Source organism: Specibacter sp. BI4 (assembly GCF_056680095.1).
This window is the reverse complement of record NZ_CM155265.1, coordinates 2,779,596-2,797,259: the sequence shown is the minus strand read 5'-3', so window position 1 is coordinate 2,797,259 and position 17,664 is coordinate 2,779,596. Positions and strand designations below refer to the sequence as shown.

Here is a 17,664-nt window from a genome sequence, read left to right as displayed (position 1 = left end):
TTCATCAGTCTGGCAAAAACCAGGCGATAACACTCCGAGGTTTACAGTGAAGCAGAACGCCCACCCGAAGTACGAAGCGATCGTTTTCAACGACCTGGCTTCCGGCACCAAGTTCCTGACGCGTTCCACCGCGACGTCGCAGAAGACCATCGAGTGGGAAGATGGCAACACCTACCCCGTCATCGACGTGGAAATCTCCTCCGAGTCACACCCGTTTTACACGGGCAAGCAGCGCATCATGGACAGCGCCGGCCGCGTCGAGCGCTTCAACGCCCGCTTCGCAGGCTTCGGCAAGAAGTAACACTTCTTTCCACCAGTTTTATCGGGGAAGGCCCGCACCGTTTGGTGCGGGCCTTCCTGCGTCCCGGCACCTTTTCCCACGCACATCCCGGGGCTGGTTTTGCACGCGGGTGCCGCGGACGGGGAAGATGGAGTCATGGCTTCTGAACTTCATGGTGAATACAAGGTGCACGGCGGCAAATTGGTTGTTGTCGACTGCTCAGTCAGCGACGGACTGCTCGACGGGGTGCGGGTCAGTGGTGACTTTTTTCTTGAGCCCGACGAGGCTCTTGACGACATCAACGCGGCACTGAACGGGCTGTCCGCCGCGCTGCCCGCCACGGAACTGGCCGACGCCGTCACTGCGGCCCTGCCCGCGGAAGCCGTGCTGTTTGGTTTCTCGGCACAGGCGGTCTCCATCGCCGTGCGGCGGGCGCTGACAAAGGCAACGAGCTGGGTTGACCATGAGTGGGACATCATCGCCCCCACTGTCCTGCCCACGGCCGTCAACGTTGCCTTGGATGAGGTTTTGACCGAGGCGGTGGGTGCCGGCCGGCGCAACCCGACCCTGCGTTTCTGGGACTGGGAAGAGCCGTCGGTGGTGATTGGCAGTTTCCAGTCGGTGCGCAATGAAATTGACCCATCAGGTGTTGAAAAGTATGGCATCAACGTTGTCCGCCGGATTAGCGGCGGGGGAGCGATGTTCATGGAGGCCGGAAACTGCATCACGTACTCGCTGTATCTGCCGCAAACCCTCGTTGACGGGCTGACGTTCGAGGACTCATATAAATTCCTGGACGCCTGGGTTTTGGCTGCGCTTGAGTCGATGGGCATAGAGGCCTTCTACATTCCGCTCAATGACATTGCCACCAGCCAGGGCAAGATTGGCGGTGCCGCCCAAAAGCGGCTCAGCAACGGGGGCATGCTTCACCACGTCACGATGAGCTACGACATTGACGCGGACAAGATGGTTCAGGTGCTGCGCATCGGCAAGGAAAAACTCTCGGACAAGGGCACCCGCTCCGCCAAAAAGCGTGTGGACCCGCTGCGGCGCCAAAGTGGATTGAGCCGCCAGGACATCCTTGGACGCATGAGTGAAACCTTTGCCAACCGTTATGGCGCGCGCACCGCCGTCCTCACAGCCGAAGAGTTGGCCGAAGCCGCCCGCAGGGTCGAGGACAAGTTCGGCACCCCCGAATGGCTGCACAGGATCCCATGAGCACGCTGCCTCGGGGAGCTGCAGCACCCACGTCCCGATGGCCCAACCAGCCACCAGCCGCCTTTGCCTTTGTCATGGCCACGGGAATTGTGTCCGCAGCACTCGTCGACGCCGGATGGACCGTTGCCGCCTGGACCCTGCAGTGGATCGCCACCGCTGCCTTGCTCGTGCTGCTGGCAGGGCTCATGGCGCGGCTCGTCGTGCACACCGCGGACGCGGCAGCCGATTTCCGTGATCCGCACAAGGGGTTTGGGTACCTGACAATGGTGGCTGCCATCAATGTTGTTGGCATCGGCTTTCACCCCGTGGCACCTGCCGTTACGTGGATCCTGGCCGCCATCAGCATTCCGCTGTGGCTCTTTCTTGCCTACGGCGTGCCGCTGTCGATGATGCTGCGGACAGAAATGGGAGAAAGCCTGCGTCCCCGCCTGCTGCCCGTGGATGGGACTTGGTTTCTGTGGGTTGTCTCCACCCAGTCGATTTCGATGGCTGCCGCCTCACTAGCCTCCGGCGGCAACACGGTGCGGCTGCTCAGTGACGCAGCGGTGGCCTTCTGGGGCGTTGGCATGATGCTGTACCTGACCCTGACAACGCTGGTGATGTTGCGGCTGCTGACCGGCGGTGAAAGTCTCGGCGGCATTGTGCCCACCAATTGGATCTTCATGGGCGCCACGGCCATCACAGTCCTGGCCGGTTCGATGATCCTGCACCTGCCAGCCGATGTCCCCGTCATTCAGCTGGCCGGCACCACTGTGGGCGGCATCAGCTATCTGCTGTGGGCTTTTGGCCTGTGGTGGGTTCCGCTCCTGGTCGCCTTCGGCTTCTGGCACCACGTGGTTCGCCGTGAACCCGTGATGTACAGCACGGCGTTGTGGTCGATCGTGTTTCCCCTGGGCATGTTTGCCGTTGCCACTTTCAGGTTTGGCACTGAAAACGAAATGCCGCTGGTGTCGCTCGTGGGGGACTGGGCCACCTGGGTCGCCGTTGCCGCGTGGCTGGCAGTTGCCGTGGTCATGGTCATTGCCTTTTCACGGTGGTTGCTGCGGGGCTCGCAGCAACCGTCCCCCTGACAATGCAGGGGACGGGCAACACACCAAGGGGCGGGGCAGGACTCGGGCGGACAGCCGCAGCGTTGACGGCTTCCGCGAAACCCGGCCGCTTTCGCCCGGCCTTCACCCTCCCAGGTCCCGCCTCCTGCGCCCCTTCCCTTGTGCCCTTACCGCTTAGGCCGGCAGCGCTTAGGCCCCTACGGCCTGGGCCGTGAGCGAGCGCACCAGCTGGTCGCGTTGTTCGAGCACAATGCGCCGCAGGCCCCTGGCGGAGTCCGGGTTCCCCGCCAGCCAGGCATCCGCACGAAGCACCACCGGATGCTGTTCCGGAACCATGCCTGCTCCCAGGTCTTGGCGGGCCGGGAACAACCCGCGGACGATGCGTCCGGCGATTTCCAGGCTTCGGGCGTTCCAGACCCGCTCAATTGCCTCGAAATACAGCTCGATGTACGGAGCCAGCAGGTCGCTGCCGGCAACGGTGAACCCTGCAATTGTGGCGCTGAGCAACTGGTTCGTGAGCGTCTCTTCCTCGACGGCTTCATTCCAGCGCTGCCGCTTCATCCCGGCATCCGGCAGGGCGGCGACGGCTGTGCAGTGGCTGGCGCGGTGTTCAGCCGTGGTGTCGGCTGCCAGTTCGGCATCCAACTCCGCGGTTGTTGCCTCCCCCCGGGCGGCAAGCTGCACCCACAACAGCCAGCGCAGGCTGCCGTCAACAGTCAATCCCTCCGGCACACTTTCACCTGTCAGCATGGCCCGGCTGCGGGCTGCGACTGAGTCACTGCCCCGGCCAAGCTCAGCCAGGGCACGGACCCACACGAGCTGTTCATCGCTGGCAGGAGCTGCCTGCGCCAGATGGGCTGCGACGCCTGCAATCAGCATTTCGCGGGTCGATGCACGGTCGGCCGGGGCACAGTAGAAGTCCAAAGCAGACACGGCATTGTCGGCCAGCGTCTGCAACAAGCTGATGTCTGATTCCCCGCCGGCATGCTGCACCACGGCACGAAGGTAAGCGGCAGCAGGCAGCACCGCATCGCGGGTGGCATTCCACAGTGAGGACCACACCAGGCTGCGGGCCATGGGATCGGCAATGGTTCCCACACCGGCCAGTGCCGTGGCCAGGGAGGAAGGGTCGAGCCGGACCTTGGCGTAGCTCTGGTCATCGTCATTGACGATCACCAGGTGCGGGGCAGGCAGGCCAACTGCACCGGGCACCTCCGTCACCTGGCCAACCACGTCCAGGGTGATCGACTCGGTGCGGACCAGGGCACCGGCGTCGTACTTGAAGAAGCCGACGGCAAGGCGGTGGGGACGCAGCGCTTCCCGGCCGGTCACGGGATCAACGGCATCCTGGTGGATGGACAGGGACGTGATCTTGCCGTTGGCGGTTTCGAGATCGGGTGTCAGGGTGGACATGCCGGATGTCCGCAGCCACTTCCCGGCCCAGTCGCCAAGGTCCCGTCCGGATGCGGCGCTGAGGGGTGTCAGCAGGTCGTTGAGAGTGGTGTTGGCGTACTTGTGGTCCTTGAAGTACTGGCGCGAACCGGCGATGAACGCGTCCTGGCCGACGTACGCCACGAGCTGCTTGAGGACGGAGGCGCCCTTTGCGTAGGTGATGCCGTCAAAGTTGGCCTTCGCGGCTTCCAGGTCGGGGATGTCGGCAACAATGGGGTGCGTGGTGGGCAGCTGGTCCTGCGTGTAGGCCCACGCCTTGCGGCGGCTGGCGAACATGGTCCACGACTTGGCGCCCCAGCGGGTGGCTTGGGACACGGCGAGGTGGCCCATGTAGTCCGCGAATGACTCCTTCAGCCACAGATCATCCCACCAGGTCATGGTCACGAGGTCACCAAACCACATGTGCGCCATCTCGTGCATGATGGTGTTGGCACGCTGCTGGTAGGCGGTGTCGGTGGCGCGGGAGGCGTGGATGTACGCCTCCGTAAATGTGACAAGTCCCGGGTTTTCCATGGCGCCCAGATTGTATTCCGGCACGAAAGCCTGCTCGTACTTGCCAAACGGATAGGGATGGTCAAAGAGCCCGTTGAAGTACTTCAGCCCGGCCTTGGTGACCTTGAAGATTTCATCGGCGTCAAAGTGCGGCGCCAGTGAGGCGCGGCAGTAGGCGGCCAGTGGGATGTCCAGGCGCTGGCCGTGATGTGCGCTGTCGGGGCCAAACTCCATTGAAAAGTGGTCCTCGGCCTTGAAATACGGGCCGGCCAGCACGGTGGTGATGTACGTGGAGATGGGCAAGGTCGCGGCGAAGTCCCAGCGGGTTACGCCGACTGCGGCCGTTTTGCCGGCCACTGCCTGGTTGGACGCCACCTGCCAGCCGTTCGGCGCCGTGACGTGGAAGGTGAATGGTGCCTTGAGGTCCGGCTGCTCAAAGTTGGCAAAGACGCGGCGTGCATCGGCCGGTTCGTACTGTGTATAGGTGTACGTCTGGCCGTCGGCCGGATCGACGAAGCGGTGCAGCCCCTCGCCACTGCTGGAATACGCGGCCGTGGCACAAACAACCACTTCGTTGTCAGCAGCCAGTTCCGGCAGATTGATCCGCTGGGCATCGACGACGTCGGCGACACTTAGCAGCTTGCCGTTGTGCTCAACCGACTCCACGCTCAGGCCGATGAAGTCAAGGAAGGTCCCGGCCGCACCGGTTGCCGAAAATTTGATGGTGGTGCGGCTGGAAAAACCAGGCACTGCCAGGTCGGCGGCCTGGCTTAGATCCAGTTCGACGTCGTAGTGGTGGACACTGACACGGGCTTTTCGGGCTGCGGCTTCGCTGCGCAAAAGATTAAAGTTGGACACCGTTTGATTCAATCACGGTTCCGTCCGTACGTCCGTCACGCCCGGTGCCGGTGGGGGTCAACGCCGCCGGGGGTTCGGATCAGGGAACGACGGGCGTTTCGGTGGGAGACGCGGGCTGTCGGCCAAACGTGAAGTGGGTGACCGGCGAAGGGATGGCGCCCTGCGCACGGTAGAACTCCAGGGCCCCCACATCTGCGTTGTCGGCCGGGACGAATATCTCCTGGATACCTTCCAATGCGGCGGCGGCGCGCAGTTCGTTGACAAGGCTGGCCGCGATGCCTTGCCGTTGGTGGTCTTCCCGCACCGCAAGATCGTAGATGAGAATCTCTGCCGAGGGGGAGCGGGTCATGGGCAGCGTGTGTGCGGTAAGCCCGCCTACGGCGTCGGCACCGTCGAATGCCGAGATGGCCCAAAAGGAATCGCGGCTGAGAATCTCCTGGAGATATGCGCCCGGGAGAGGCTGGGAGTGCTCTTCAAACACCGCGGCCATCATCGCAAACATTGTGGCTGCCGCTGTCGCGTCGCCGCGACGCAGCCGTCGGATCTCAACCATGGCTCGATAATGCCATGCCTCGACTGCAGAATCCACGGCTTCATCGAGAAAGCAGCAGGCACTAGCCCGCCATCAGGTGCACTGCCCCAAACGCCAAGGTGCCGATCAATGCCCAGGAGCAGAGGGCCATGACGGTTGCCCGTGCACCGGTGTCCAGGAGTTCGCGGACCCTGACGCTTGAGCCAAGGCCAAAGAGTGCGGCACCGAGGGCGATGTCCTGCGCCAGGGCACCGCCCTCGATGGCGGCCTCCGGCAGCCAGCCGGTGGTGCGCAGCGCCGTCATCAGCAGGAAACCGATCACGAACAGCGGAACGATGGGTGGAAAACGTGCGGCGACCTCCGGTTCGGTGCCGTTGGCCCGCCGCAGCGCCAAGGCCCGGGCATGACGTTTGCGTTCAATCGCCCCTGCCACACCCACGATCGGCGCCAACAGCACAACCCGTGTCAGCTTCACGACGACTGCGGCACTCAGTGCAACCGCACCGGCTGTCTGGGCTGTCGCCACAACCTGTCCGACGTCGTGGACGCCGGCGCCAACCCACTGCCCAAATTGCAGCGGCGAAAGCCCCAGCGGGCTCATCAAAAGCGGCAGAATGCCGATCGCCAGCGTGCCGCACAACGTCACCAAAGCCACCGGGAGCACGGTGTCCTCGTGCTTGGTGCCCTTGACTGCTGCCATGGCGCCGATGGCCGAGGCCCCGCAAATGGAGAAGCCCGTGGCTATCAGCAGGGGAGTGTCGCCGTCGAGCCTGAACAATTTCCCGAGCGCCAAGGTGCCGGCAAAACTGAGCAGCACCACGGCCACAACCAGTGCCACGCTGATCCAGCCAAGGTCCATGATGTCGCCGAGGCTGAGCTTGAGCCCGAGGAAAACAATGCCGGCACGCATGAAGTGCCTGCCCGCGAAGTTCAGTCCGGCCCGCCAGGGCCCCTGGCACAGCCGGGAGGTGCCGGGCAGGTTCACGGCCGCAATGCCCAGCACGACGGCGATGGTCATGGCCGGCAGCATCGGCAGCACACTGTGGAGCAGGAGGGAAACGGCGACCGCGGCCAGGGCAACAGCCAGCCCGGGGGCAATGGCGCGTGCGGCGGCCCTCCAGCCGCCTGTCCCGGCGGCCGCGGAGTTCACCACGGGCTGGGCTTGTAGTCCTTGAGGAAGACACCGTACTGGTCTTCGCCGGCCTCACCCATCACGATCGGGTCGTAGACACGTGCTGCGCCGTCGACCAGGTCCAGTGGTGCGTGGAAGCCCTCTTCAGCAAGGCGCACCTTGGTGTAGTGGGGGCGTTCGTCGGTGATCCACCCGGTGTCCACTGCCGTCATGAGGATGCCGTCGGCGTCGAGCATTTCCTTGGCGCTGGTCCGGGTCAGCATGTTCAGTGCTGCCTTGGCCATGTTGGTGTGCGGGTGGCCGGGGCCCTTGTAGGCGCGGGAGAACTGGCCCTCCATGGCTGAAACGTTCACAATGTACTTCCTGTGTGCGTCCGAAGCCTGCATTGCCGGGCGCAGCCTGGAAACCAGGAGGAAGGGCGCCGTGACATTGCACAGCTGGACCTCCAGCATTTCCAGGGGGTCGACCTGGTCAACAACCTGGGTCCAACTGTTGATGGTGGCCTTGTCGGGGACGAGGCCACCGGCATCGATGGCCGTGCCTGCCTCCATGCGTTCAAGGGATGCAGACCCCATGGAGAGCGCCAGGGCAGCAATTTCATCACCGGCAAGTTTGGGTTGTGCCATCATCTGCGTGGCAAGGGCGAGCGGGTGCTTGTCGTGGGCGTGGCCGAAGGTGACAAGCTCGGGCATGGGGGTGTCGGTGGGCAGTTCTTCAAGTTCTGCGTCCACCAGCGGCGCGTAGGCGTTCCCCGAGCGGCGCACTGTTTGTGCGGCATTGTTGATGATGATCTCGAGCGGACCCGCCTCGTTGAGGGAGTCCGCCAGGGCAACAACCTGGGTGGGGTCGCGAAGGTCGATGCCGACAATCCGCAGGCGGTGCAGCCAGTCGCCGCTGTCTTCCATGGCGGCAAAGCGGCGGGCTGCGTCCTTGGGGAAACGGGTGGTGATGGTGGTGTGGGCGCCGTCGCGCAGCAGCCGGAGGGCAATGTACATGCCAATTTTGGCGCGCCCGCCCGTCAGCAGCGCACGCTTGCCGCTGAGGTCGGTGCGGGCATCCCGCTTGGAGTGGTTGAATGCTGCACACGCCGGGCACAGCTGGTGGTAAAAAGCGTCCACCTGGGTGTAGTGCTGTTTGCAGATGTAGCAGGGGCGGGAACGCAGAAGCGTTCCCGCCGTGTCGCCAGTGGTTGACGGCTTGAGCTTGTTGCCCCGCGTCTCATCATCTATCCGGTCAGGGGCTGCCGTGGCAGTCTTTGCAATGACCGCCTTGTCGGCATCATTGACGGCGTCGCGCTTGACGTTGCGGCGGTGGCGCTTTACCGCCTTGAACATCTTTCCCGTGGCCCGGCGGACCAGGACATAGTCGGGATGTTCTTCGTCATAGACATGGATGCTGTCCAAAACTTTGAGACAATTTTGGATTTCTTCGGGGGTCAAGTCAGGGGCAGTCACCCCACAATTTTAGCCTCTTCGTCGGAGCCCGCAGACCCAATGGCCGAGATCTGGTTTTCCACGACCTGATCCATGGTTTCCTTCGCCAGTTGGACGCGCCCGACCGCCAAGCCCAGGGCCTCGGGAAGCTCAGCCGCGGCAGCGAGGGACAGGGCCTTTTCGGCCGCGTCCGGCGCCGGGACCACCTGTCCCTTGCTCAGCACCGTGAGACCTGATTCCGTGACGGCAAAGCCGCGGGCCCTGTCTAGGTCGGGATCCAAGCCAATGCTGGCTCCTGCCGGGATTTTCACGTTCTTGTCAATAATCGCCCGACGCACCACGGCACCGGCTCCGATCGTGACCTTGTCCATCAGGACGGAGTCCTGCACGCGGGCTCCCGTGCCGACGTACACATCGTTGGAGAGCACCGAGTTCTCCACGACGCCACCGGAGACCACAACCCCGGGGGCAACGATCGAATCCAGGGCTGTTCCCACCGAGTTATGGTCACCGCGGACAAACTTTGCCGGGGGCGACGTCGTATTGCGGGTGTAGATGGGCCAGGCCCTGTTGTACAGGTTGAAGATGGGCACCGGCGAGATCAGGTCCATGTGCGCGTCGTAGTAGGAATCGATGGTTCCCACGTCGCGCCAGTAGTTGCGGTCCCTGTCGGTGGCATCCGGAATGTCGTTGGTGGTGAAGTCATACACATAGGCTTCTTCGCGGTCCACGAAGTAGGGGATGATGTCCCCGCCCATGTCGTTCTTGGTGTCTTCCTTGACGGCGTCCTGCTCCAGCGCTTCAACGAGTGCCTCGGTGTCAAAAACATAGTTGCCCATGGATGCCAGAAAATGGTCGGGGGCTTCGGGCAGTCCCGGAGTGGACGCGGGCTTTTCCACGAAGGCCGCAATCTTGTGTGCCCCGATGGCTCCGGGGACTTCACCGCCGTCGACCTCGATGACACCAAACTGGTCAGCCATGGCCAACGGTTGGCGCACGGCGGCCACGGTTGCCCGGGCTCCCGAGTTGATGTGGCTTTGAACCATTTGTGCAAAGTCCATGCGATAAACGTGGTCGGCGCCCACCACAACAACAATGTCAGGCTCGGCGTCGATAATGAGGTTCATCGACTGGTAGATGGCGTTGGCGCTGCCCAGGAACCAGCTCTTGCCGCGACGCTGCTGCGCCGGCACCGAGGCAACGTAGTTGCCCAACAGGGTGGACATGCGCCACGTTTCAGAAATGTGGCGGTCAAGACTGTGTGACTTGTACTGAGTCAGCACCACCATTTTGAGAAAACCTGAGTTTGCCAGGTTCGACAAGGCAAAATCGACCAGTCTGAAACCCGCAAAGGGCACGGCTGGTTTCGCGCGGTCCGCCGTCAAGGGCATCAATCGTTTGCCCTCACCGCCTGCCAATACGATCGCCAGAACTTTCTTGACTGACATGAACCAACCTCCGACAGCTTGATTGTTGCATTTCTTTGTCCCTGCAAGTGTTGCAACAACTTCACACTAGAACAAATGTGTCCCGACAGACTACCTTGAGAGTGTGCGTATAGATATTGTGACTAAGGAATTTCCGCCCGAGATTTATGGAGGGGCCGGCGTGCATGTTGCCGAGCTCAGCCGGGTCCTCGCTGCGAAGGTTGATTTGCGTGTCCATGCATTTGGGAAAACGCGGGAGAATGATTTTCACGGGGCCGCCGTGACCTCTTATGAAAATCTTCCGGAGTTGGCTGACGCCAATCCCGCGGTCCAAACATTGGGCGTGGATTTACAGATTGTGCCAGCCGTCGCCGGTTCAAGCCTGGTGCATTCCCACACGTGGTATGCAAACATGGCGGGCCACATTGCGTCCCTGCTGCACGGCATTCCGCACGTGCTCAGCGCGCACAGCCTCGAGCCCCTGCGGCCCTGGAAGGCTGAGCAGCTGGGCGGCGGATACGCAGTTTCCTCATGGGTGGAAAAGACGGCATACGAGGCTGCGGCCGCCATCATTGCCGTCTCCGATGGCATGCGCCAAGACATCTTGCGCAGCTACCCGGACGTGGATCCAGCAAAGGTCAAGGTCATACACAACGGCATCGATGTTGCCGGCTGGCAGCGGGATGAGAAGGACGACGTCGTCCGTTCCCTTGGCATTGATCCTGACCGTCCCAGCGTGGTTTGGGTGGGCAGGGTGACGCGGCAGAAGGGCGTGCCCTACCTTTTGAAGGCTGCCGCCGCGCTGCCGCCGGAGGTTCAGTTGGTGTTGTGTGCGGGCGCGGCCGATACGCCTGCCTTGGGCGCCGAAGTCAATGCACTCATCGAGGGTTTGAAGGCGGAGCGTGACGGCGTGATCGTCATTGAGCGCATGTTGCCCAGGGCTGAGCTGGTTCAAGTTCTAAGCCACGCGACAGTGTTTGCCTGCCCGTCCATTTACGAGCCGTTGGGGATCGTGAATCTGGAGGCCATGGCGTGTGGTGCAGCAGTGGTTGCAAGCGCGACGGGCGGAATCCCTGAAGTTGTTGCCCATAGCGAGACTGGGCTGCTGGTGCCGCTGGAGCAGGTCGGCGACGGAACTGGCACCCCGCTGGATCCGGATAAATTCGTGGCTGATTTTGCCGCGGCAATGATTGAGGTCGTGAACGATCCTGCCCGCGCAAGGTCAATGGGGGAAAAGGGGCGCCAACGCGCAGCTGATCATTTTTCATGGGAATCAATTGTTGAGCAAACGTTGGATGTTTACAAAAGCGTGCTTCCGGAAGAATAAATCTGTTGGCCGACTAATTACTGCGGCTTTATGACTTGGATATGTCGCAGTATGACTTGCGAGTGAAGGCCCCATCCGCGGATGGGGCCTTCACTTATATCCGGAGCGTTGCCAACCCTGAGTTGCACCGGGCCGTTTAGGCCATTCGAAATGCCCATTGCGCCGGATTTGGAACGGAGCCCAGATGACTGTGGATAAGTTCTGGCACGTCTGCAGCATCGCGTGTACCTTGGAAACAAGCCAAAGAGCAGCTGCCTCAGCGTCGAGGTACGCTGCCCACTCAGTACCACGAGTAGGGGCCGGCGATGCAGGACAGCAACACCACAGCCAGACAGTCGAAGATCCGGGCGGGACACCACAGCCGCACGAAAATCGCCTGCGGCGTCCTAGCCGCTTTCACCGCCGTATTGCTTGCACTCACGGGATGCACTGCAGCAGCAAACGGCACCAACACCGCTGGGCCGGGCATCACATCCGCGGCAAACGCAGAAACCCCGGCGCCGACCACGAAAGCAGCTCCTTCGCCCACTGCCGAAGCGGTCTACAAGCCGGCATCAGCCGAAGGCCCCGCCCAAAATGTCCCCGTGCCCGTGCTCCCAGGCAAAGCCAAGGAATTCAGCAAAGAGGGTCTCATCGCGTTCGCTGAATACTGGTACGAAACCCTCGGTTACGCTTTTGAAACCGGAGACGCCGGACCCATGATGGCCATAACTGCTAGTGGTTGTCCCACATGTGCGGCCATGCAAGAGGCCGTTGAATCGTGGCACGCAGAGGGTCGTTGGATCGTTGGTGGCCAAATGATCGTTTCATCCACAGATACGTCCTTCGTTCCTCTTGAAGACGGTAGTTATCAAGTGGTTCTGCTGGTCCGTCAAGAGAACGTAAAGTACTTTCGCAGTGACAAGACCTTAGCTGAAGACAAAGGTATCAAGAGCGCAGTCGCTGACTTGCTAGTAGCCCGCTACGACTCTGGTAAATGGACCGTCGTCAATGTTTCGCATCTTGAAGGCAGTAAATAATGACCAGCCTGTCAGTCCGCTTATGGCGTTTAGGTGGCGTGATCGCTTTGACTCTGACGTTTCTGATCTCCGCCGCATTCTTGGCAGTCGCTGAGACCATAGATCCACCACGGCCCGACTGGGTCGATACAGGCATCGACACAGTGGGGTTTGTGCCAATCCCAGGGTCGGACAATCATTACACCCCAGCTCCTTCCACCGGGCCAGAAGACCCCTACAAATATGAGCCTCGGAGCGCCTGCACCGATGGTGACAGCAACATTTTCCCAGCATGCGCTGCAGTGATGCCTTCGTGTGCTGCCGGTACCGGCAGCACTGATGGCACGCCCGGCAACGCAATCTACTGGTATAGGGCCTTGAAAACGGCCGTTCCACCAGTCTGGACATACTATTCCGGTCCGGAGTGCGTGTACGGTGAAAAGCCGCGTGATCTCCTTGCAGAGATCGCAGCCCAGATAGCAAGTGAATTCCAGCGCACACCCGTCGCAGCAGCAACCATCGGGAGCCAGCCAGGACCACACACCCTTCGCGGCAAGGAGACCAACGTCTACGCCGAAGCAACCACTCAAACCTTCAACATCACTCTCCTCGGCCAGCAAGTGACAATCACAGCGACACCCGTGGCGTACACCTGGAATTACGGCGACGGGACCGTGTGGGGGCCCACGCCAGTCCACGGTGCTCCTCTGTACAAGGACCGCATTGGCGAGCAGACTCAGACCAGCCACGTGTACACCGAGACCGGCAGTGTCAGCATCAATCTGACCACCCACTTCAATGGCAGCTACACCGTTAATGGCGGTCCTGAACTTCCCATACCGGGCCAGGGCAATATCGCCTCACCGGCATTGGGTCTGACTGTTTGGCGCGCCAAAACCAACCTCTACGCCGACAACTGCTTCCAAAACCCTCAAGGAGTTGGCTGCTAACCCCGAGTCGGCAGATGGGGGATCCCGAACTTTTAGACAGAGCTTGCTGCTGGTCGTCATGTGAGCGACTGGTGACGAACCAAAGAAGGGGCCGACAGCGGCTGGCAACACGCCCATCCAACCGTTAAACGTTCGACGGCGGCACCCACCGGGCGCCGCCGTCGAACTTCAAACTGTCATTCCCCTACAAGACTGGGCTACTTTTTTGCGGCACTCTTCGCCTTCAGGATCAGCACCTTTTCATCGATCGGGGCGTCGGAGCTGGCCCGCAGCTTACGGAAGTAGTCGCGTGCCTCATCCTGTCGCTCACGCTCAATGCCCGAAGCGATCGTGGCCCGGAGGTGCTCGGGGCCATACCCGAACGCGTCCACCAGATCCACCGCGTGGGGGCGCAATTTGGACAGAGTCCGGTTGATGTAGGGGGCCAGCGTGCGGGCGCGCTGCATGGAAATGCGTCCGTTCATCAGGTACCAGTCGAGGTGCTTTTCGATCAGCGTCAGGCCGAACAAATCGCGCAGCCGGGTCAGCACCCGCTTGGTTCCGGCGTCCTCGATCCGGCCCAGTGCTGTCGTGAAGGCCTCCCACTGCAGTAGTTCAGCATGGGCCCGGGCTGCTTCAATCAAGGCGTTTTGGTTGTCATTGAAGATCTCCGCGCCCTTCTCCTTGGGCAGCTTCGCAGCTTCCTTCAGGGCGCCTGCAACATCGGCGACCATGGTCTGGACCCGGTCGGCAAGCATCTGGCGCTGCGTGTCCTCATCCTTCAGGGCCCTGGCGGACTTCTGGGCGGAACCGGAGTCAGCGACAAATTGTGCCACCTGCCGCAAGCCAGTCTTGTTCAAGGTGAGGTCGGCGGCCTGGCCCACAACGAACCGTGCCAAAACCCCAAAATCAAGGTTGCGGAAGTCCTTGCTGTAGTCAGCCAACAGCCGCTTGGCCACCAGCTGCAGCAGGACTGTGTTGTCGCCTTCAAAGGTGGCGTACACGTCAAGGTCGGCGCGTAGTGACGTGAACCGGTTTTCAACCATGAAACCCGCACCGCCACATGCCTCCCGGCATTCCTGCAGCGTGTCCAGGGCGTGCCAGGTTGTCATGGATTTCAACGCCGCAGCCAGTGTTTCCAGGTCCTGGCGGTCCTCGTCTGTGTCATGGGCCCCGGAGAACACGTCGTTAAACTTCACGAGCAATTCCTCGTGGGCAAAAGCAGCCGCATACGTGGTCGCCAGCAACGGAAGCAAGCGGCGCTGATGGCGCTGGTAGTCAAGCAGTACAACTTCCTCAGTGTCTGAGGCGGCGTTGAACTGCCGGCGTTCGGTGGCGTACTGGATGGCAATCTTCAAGGCGACCTTGGACGCGGCAACAGCTGCACCGTTCAGGGAAACACGGCCCTGGACCAGGGTGCCCAGCATCGTAAAGAAGCGCCGTCCGGGACTGGCGATCGAGGAGCTGTAGCTGCCGTCAACGGCAACGTCGCCGTAGCGGTTCAGCAGGTTTGTGCGGGGGATCCGCACGTGGTCGAAGGCAAGACGGCCATTGTCAATGCCGTTCAGCCCGCCCTTGATGTTGTCGTCAAGGCCCTGGATGCCGGGCAGGAATTCCTTGCTCGCCGGGTCGCGCAGTTCAACATAGAACGCGTGCACCCCGTGGTTGACGCCCTTGGTGATCAGCTGGGCAAACACGACGGCAGCCAAACCGTCCACAGCGGCATTGCCAATGAATTCCTTCCAGGCAGCCCGGAACGGGGTGTGGATGACAAATTCTTCCGTGGCCTCGTCGTAGGTGGCAGTGGTGGCGATTGATGCCACGTCGGAACCGTGGCCGATCTCAGTCATCGCAAAGCAGCCCGGAATCTCCAGGTTCATGATGCCTGGCAGCCATTTGTCCTGGTGCCCTTCGTTGCCCAGATGCAGCACGGCGGAACCGAACAGGCCCCACTGCACACCGCCCTTGATCTGCAGCGACGGGTCCGCAATGACCAGCTCCTCAAAGCCGGCAACATTGCCGCCGTGGTCGTCGCTGCCGCCCAGACGCTCGGGGAACGCCCGGTGGACACCGTTTTGCTGAACCAGGATGCCCATCTGCTTGAACACCAGTTTGCGGTGTTCTATGTGCGTCAGCCCCTCAACCTTGCGCAATTCAGGCTTGCCGGCAAGCTCTCGGGCCGCCAGTCTGACGTCCGCCCACCGGCCAAGGAGTACTTTGCCGAGCTCGGCCACGTCAACGCCGGCGTTGTCGTGGTCGGCTGCGCGAGAAACTGGGGTCAATACATTACTCATGATCTTCCTTCTGCTGCGGTTGCTGAACGGGGAGGGGACGCGGGGGATTCAAGCTGCCCCACGCCGTCGAACAGCCACGTTGAGATCTGCTCAGCCATGGCGTTTGAATCTGGTTTGCCGGGTGCATCCGGGGCCTGCAGCCACAATTCGCCGGTCGTGCGCACCAGGCCAATGGCGGCCGTGGGCCAATAGCCCAGCAGCGGCGAATCCGGATCGCCCATGAGGTCCCGCATCGGTTCGGTGATCATCGCCGTCACGGAGTCAAAGAATCCGCTCAGTTCACCGGACTGCCGGGGATCACCGTCCGCAGGGATGGTGACGAAGAAATAGACGTTCGGGGAGGTTTGCGCCATGTGCAGGTAGGCCTGGACCATGGCGGTGACGCCTGCCCGCGGCTCGGTGGCGCCCTGTCGTGCCGCGGCAATGGTGTCCTGCATCTGCCTGATCACCACCGTGCCAACAGCCTGCCGAAGCCCGGATTTATCACCAAAATAGCGGTAGAACACCGATTTTGACGTCCCCGCCTTCGTGGCAATGTCCTCCATGGACGCATCGGGCCCCAGGCGGTGGATGGCCCGCCTGGTTGCCTTGATCAAGGTACGACGACGTTCCTCACGATGGACTTCCCACCTCGCCGAGCGTCCGTCAACAGTCACCGGAATTTCTGGACCGCTGCCGCTGTCGGCACCAGATTCCGCCGACATGGCGGGGGCTTCGCCTTGGTCGGGCACTGGGGAAGGAACCGGCGGCGTCGGATCCTGTTGCAAGATGTTCACGATACCCAGCGTATCAAGTACGCTGGGTATCAGTAACAAACGGCGTTCCCAAAGGAGAGAGCTTCATGACCACCCCCACAACACCAGGCACCGCAACCACTGCCGTGTCTTCCGGCACCTCGACAACCCAGGCGGGCGCCGCTTCCGCAAAGAAGGCAACAGTGCCCGTGACACGCAGGGCCGTCATTGTTGGCGGAAACCGCATCCCCTTTGCACGCTCCGGAGGGGCCTACGCGCACTCCTCAAACCAGGACATGCTCACGGCTGCGCTCGACGGTTTGATTGCCCGATTTGGTTTGGCTGATGAGGAGATTGGCGAAGTTGCCGCAGGCGCGGTGCTCAAGCATTCCAGGGACTTCAATCTCACCCGCGAGGCAGTTCTCGGCTCCGCCCTGGCCGCCACAACTCCCGCGTACGATCTCCAGCAGGCCTGCGCCACAGGCATGGAGGCAGTCATCGGGCTGTCAAACAAGATCAAGCTGGGCCAGATCGACTCGGCCATTGCCGGCGGCGTCGATTCCGCCTCGGATGCCCCCATTGCTGTCAGTGAGGGCCTGCGCGGAATTCTGCTCGACCTCAACCGCGCCAAGACAACGGGCCAGAAGGTGAAGATCCTCAGCCGCATCAGGCCCAAGGACCTCTCCCCGGATGCGCCCTCCACCGGCGAACCGCGAACGGGCCTTTCGATGGGGGAGCACCAGGCGCTCACCACCGCCCAGTGGAAGATCAGCCGTGAAGCCCAGGACCAACTGGCCCTGGCCAGCCACAAGAACCTGGCCGCCGCCTACGACAGGCATTTCTTCGATGACCTCATCACCCCGTTCCGGGGACTGACCCGCGACTCGAACCTGCGTGCAGACTCAAGCTTGGAGAAACTGTCCAAGCTCAAGCCTGCCTTCGGCAAGTCGCTCGGCGACGCGGCGACCATGACAGCAGGCAACTCCACCCCGTTGACCGACGGCGCCTCCGCTGTCCTGCTGGCTTCCGAAGAATGGGCCACCGCACGAGAGCTGCCCATCCTGGCCAGCGTCGTGGACGGCGAAGCGGCAGCCGTTGACTTTGTCCACGGCAAGGACGGGCTGCTGATGGCCCCGGCCTTCGCCGTTCCCCGCCTGCTGGCCCGCAATGGCCTGACGCTTGATGACATCGACTACTTTGAAATCCACGAAGCCTTCGCCGGAACGGTGCTCAGCACACTTGCCGCGTGGGAAGACGAGGAATTTGGCACGAAGCGGCTCGGCCTCGACGGCGCCTTTGGATCCGTCGACAGGGCCAAGCTCAACGTCAACGGCTCGTCCCTGGCGGCCGGCCACCCCTTCGCCGCAACCGGCGGGCGCCTCGTGGCAACCCTGGCCAAAATGCTCCACGAACGCGGTCAGGTCAACGGCCGCCCCGCCCGCGGCTTGATCTCCGTCTGCGCCGCAGGCGGCCAAGGCGTCGTCGCCATCCTGGAAGCACGGTAGCCAC

Annotated in this window: 14 protein-coding genes; 7 read left to right on the top strand and 7 right to left on the bottom strand. The window is 62.1% G+C overall.

Going from position 1 to position 17,664, the window contains the following annotated elements; genetic code table 11:
* Positions 1-46: 46 nt before the first annotated feature.
* The 3 genes from AC1L6K_RS12865 to AC1L6K_RS12855 all read left to right on the top strand — a co-directional run bounded on the left by AC1L6K_RS12865 (position 47) and on the right by AC1L6K_RS12855 (position 2,568).
* Positions 47-301, top strand: a complete 255-nt coding sequence (locus tag AC1L6K_RS12865) for a type B 50S ribosomal protein L31 (protein WP_480949259.1) — start codon at positions 47-49, stop codon at positions 299-301.
* 135 nt (positions 302-436) lie between these two features.
* Entirely contained in the window at positions 437-1,498 is a 1,062-nt protein-coding gene (lplAB, locus tag AC1L6K_RS12860) for a lipoate-protein ligase LplAB (RefSeq protein WP_480949258.1), read from the top strand.
* The gene (locus AC1L6K_RS12855; protein ID WP_480949257.1) at positions 1,495-2,568 is read left to right on the top strand and encodes a tellurite resistance/C4-dicarboxylate transporter family protein; all 1,074 of its coding nucleotides are present in this window, start codon (positions 1,495-1,497) and stop codon (positions 2,566-2,568) included. The genes lplAB and AC1L6K_RS12855 overlap by 4 nt, the downstream gene beginning before the upstream one ends.
* Positions 2,569-2,736: 168 nt before the next feature.
* On the opposite strand, the gene pepN is transcribed toward AC1L6K_RS12855, so the two are convergent.
* The 5 genes from pepN to glgC form a co-directional block, all read right to left on the bottom strand.
* On the bottom strand, positions 2,737-5,349 hold the full coding sequence (pepN, locus tag AC1L6K_RS12850; protein WP_480949256.1) for an aminopeptidase N: 2,613 nt from the start codon (positions 5,347-5,349) through the stop codon (positions 2,737-2,739).
* Positions 5,350-5,428: 79 nt separating this feature from the next.
* Entirely contained in the window at positions 5,429-5,902 is a 474-nt protein-coding gene (locus AC1L6K_RS12845; RefSeq protein WP_480949255.1) for a GNAT family N-acetyltransferase, read from the bottom strand.
* A gap of 61 nt (positions 5,903-5,963) precedes the next feature.
* Positions 5,964-7,034 carry a YeiH family protein gene (locus AC1L6K_RS12840; protein WP_480949254.1) on the bottom strand — a complete coding sequence of 357 codons (1,071 nt, stop codon included), beginning with the start codon at positions 7,032-7,034 and terminating at the stop codon, positions 5,964-5,966.
* Positions 7,028-8,467 carry an SDR family NAD(P)-dependent oxidoreductase gene (locus AC1L6K_RS12835; protein ID WP_480949253.1) on the bottom strand — a complete coding sequence of 480 codons (1,440 nt, stop codon included), beginning with the start codon at positions 8,465-8,467 and terminating at the stop codon, positions 7,028-7,030. The genes AC1L6K_RS12840 and AC1L6K_RS12835 overlap by 7 nt, the downstream gene beginning before the upstream one ends.
* Positions 8,464-9,894, bottom strand: coding sequence for a glucose-1-phosphate adenylyltransferase (gene glgC, locus AC1L6K_RS12830; protein WP_480949252.1), 1,431 nt, complete (start codon positions 9,892-9,894; stop codon positions 8,464-8,466). The genes AC1L6K_RS12835 and glgC overlap by 4 nt, the downstream gene beginning before the upstream one ends.
* Before the next feature lie 103 nt (positions 9,895-9,997).
* On the opposite strand from glgC, the gene glgA reads away from it, so the two are divergent.
* The 3 genes from glgA (at position 9,998) to AC1L6K_RS12815 (ending at position 13,148) form a co-directional block, all read left to right on the top strand.
* Positions 9,998-11,200, top strand: coding sequence for a glycogen synthase (gene glgA / locus AC1L6K_RS12825; protein ID WP_480949251.1), 1,203 nt, complete (start codon positions 9,998-10,000; stop codon positions 11,198-11,200).
* 305 nt (positions 11,201-11,505) lie between these two features.
* Positions 11,506-12,219: a DUF6318 family protein gene (locus AC1L6K_RS12820; RefSeq protein WP_480949250.1), complete on the top strand. Its 714-nt coding sequence runs from the start codon at positions 11,506-11,508 to the stop codon at positions 12,217-12,219.
* Positions 12,219-13,148 (top strand): hypothetical protein, encoded by a 930-nt coding sequence (locus tag AC1L6K_RS12815; protein ID WP_480949249.1) that lies wholly within the window; start codon positions 12,219-12,221, stop codon positions 13,146-13,148. The genes AC1L6K_RS12820 and AC1L6K_RS12815 overlap by 1 nt, the downstream gene beginning before the upstream one ends.
* A gap of 197 nt (positions 13,149-13,345) precedes the next feature.
* On the opposite strand, the gene AC1L6K_RS12810 is transcribed toward AC1L6K_RS12815, so the two are convergent.
* Complete coding sequence (locus tag AC1L6K_RS12810) at positions 13,346-15,421, bottom strand: acyl-CoA dehydrogenase family protein (RefSeq protein ID WP_480949248.1); 2,076 nt, start codon at positions 15,419-15,421, stop codon at positions 13,346-13,348.
* Positions 15,418-16,197, bottom strand: coding sequence for a TetR/AcrR family transcriptional regulator (locus AC1L6K_RS12805; protein ID WP_480949247.1), 780 nt, complete (start codon positions 16,195-16,197; stop codon positions 15,418-15,420). The genes AC1L6K_RS12810 and AC1L6K_RS12805 overlap by 4 nt, the downstream gene beginning before the upstream one ends.
* A 65-nt stretch (positions 16,198-16,262) precedes the next feature.
* Here AC1L6K_RS12805 and AC1L6K_RS12800 point away from each other — a divergent pair, with 65 nt between their 5' ends.
* Positions 16,263-17,660, top strand: a complete 1,398-nt coding sequence (locus AC1L6K_RS12800; RefSeq protein WP_480949246.1) for an acetyl-CoA C-acetyltransferase — start codon at positions 16,263-16,265, stop codon at positions 17,658-17,660.
* Positions 17,661-17,664 lie beyond the last annotated feature (4 nt).

Excerpts from the sequence above, each read along its gene's own strand:
- AC1L6K_RS12810 (WP_480949248.1), bottom strand. The coding sequence starts at position 15,421 with ATGAGTAATGTATTGACCCCAGTTTCTCGCGCAGCCGACCACGACAAC.
- AC1L6K_RS12845 (WP_480949255.1), bottom strand. The coding sequence starts at position 5,902 with ATGGTTGAGATCCGACGGCTGCGTCGCGGCGACGCGACAGCGGCAGCC.
- glgC (WP_480949252.1), bottom strand. The coding sequence starts at position 9,894 with ATGTCAGTCAAGAAAGTTCTGGCGATCGTATTGGCAGGCGGTGAGGGC.
- AC1L6K_RS12800 (WP_480949246.1), top strand. The coding sequence starts at position 16,263 with ATGACCACCCCCACAACACCAGGCACCGCAACCACTGCCGTGTCTTCC.
- AC1L6K_RS12815 (WP_480949249.1), top strand. The coding sequence starts at position 12,219 with ATGACCAGCCTGTCAGTCCGCTTATGGCGTTTAGGTGGCGTGATCGCT.
- AC1L6K_RS12855 (WP_480949257.1), top strand. The coding sequence starts at position 1,495 with ATGAGCACGCTGCCTCGGGGAGCTGCAGCACCCACGTCCCGATGGCCC.
- lplAB (WP_480949258.1), top strand. The coding sequence starts at position 437 with ATGGCTTCTGAACTTCATGGTGAATACAAGGTGCACGGCGGCAAATTG.
- AC1L6K_RS12820 (WP_480949250.1), top strand. The coding sequence starts at position 11,506 with ATGCAGGACAGCAACACCACAGCCAGACAGTCGAAGATCCGGGCGGGA.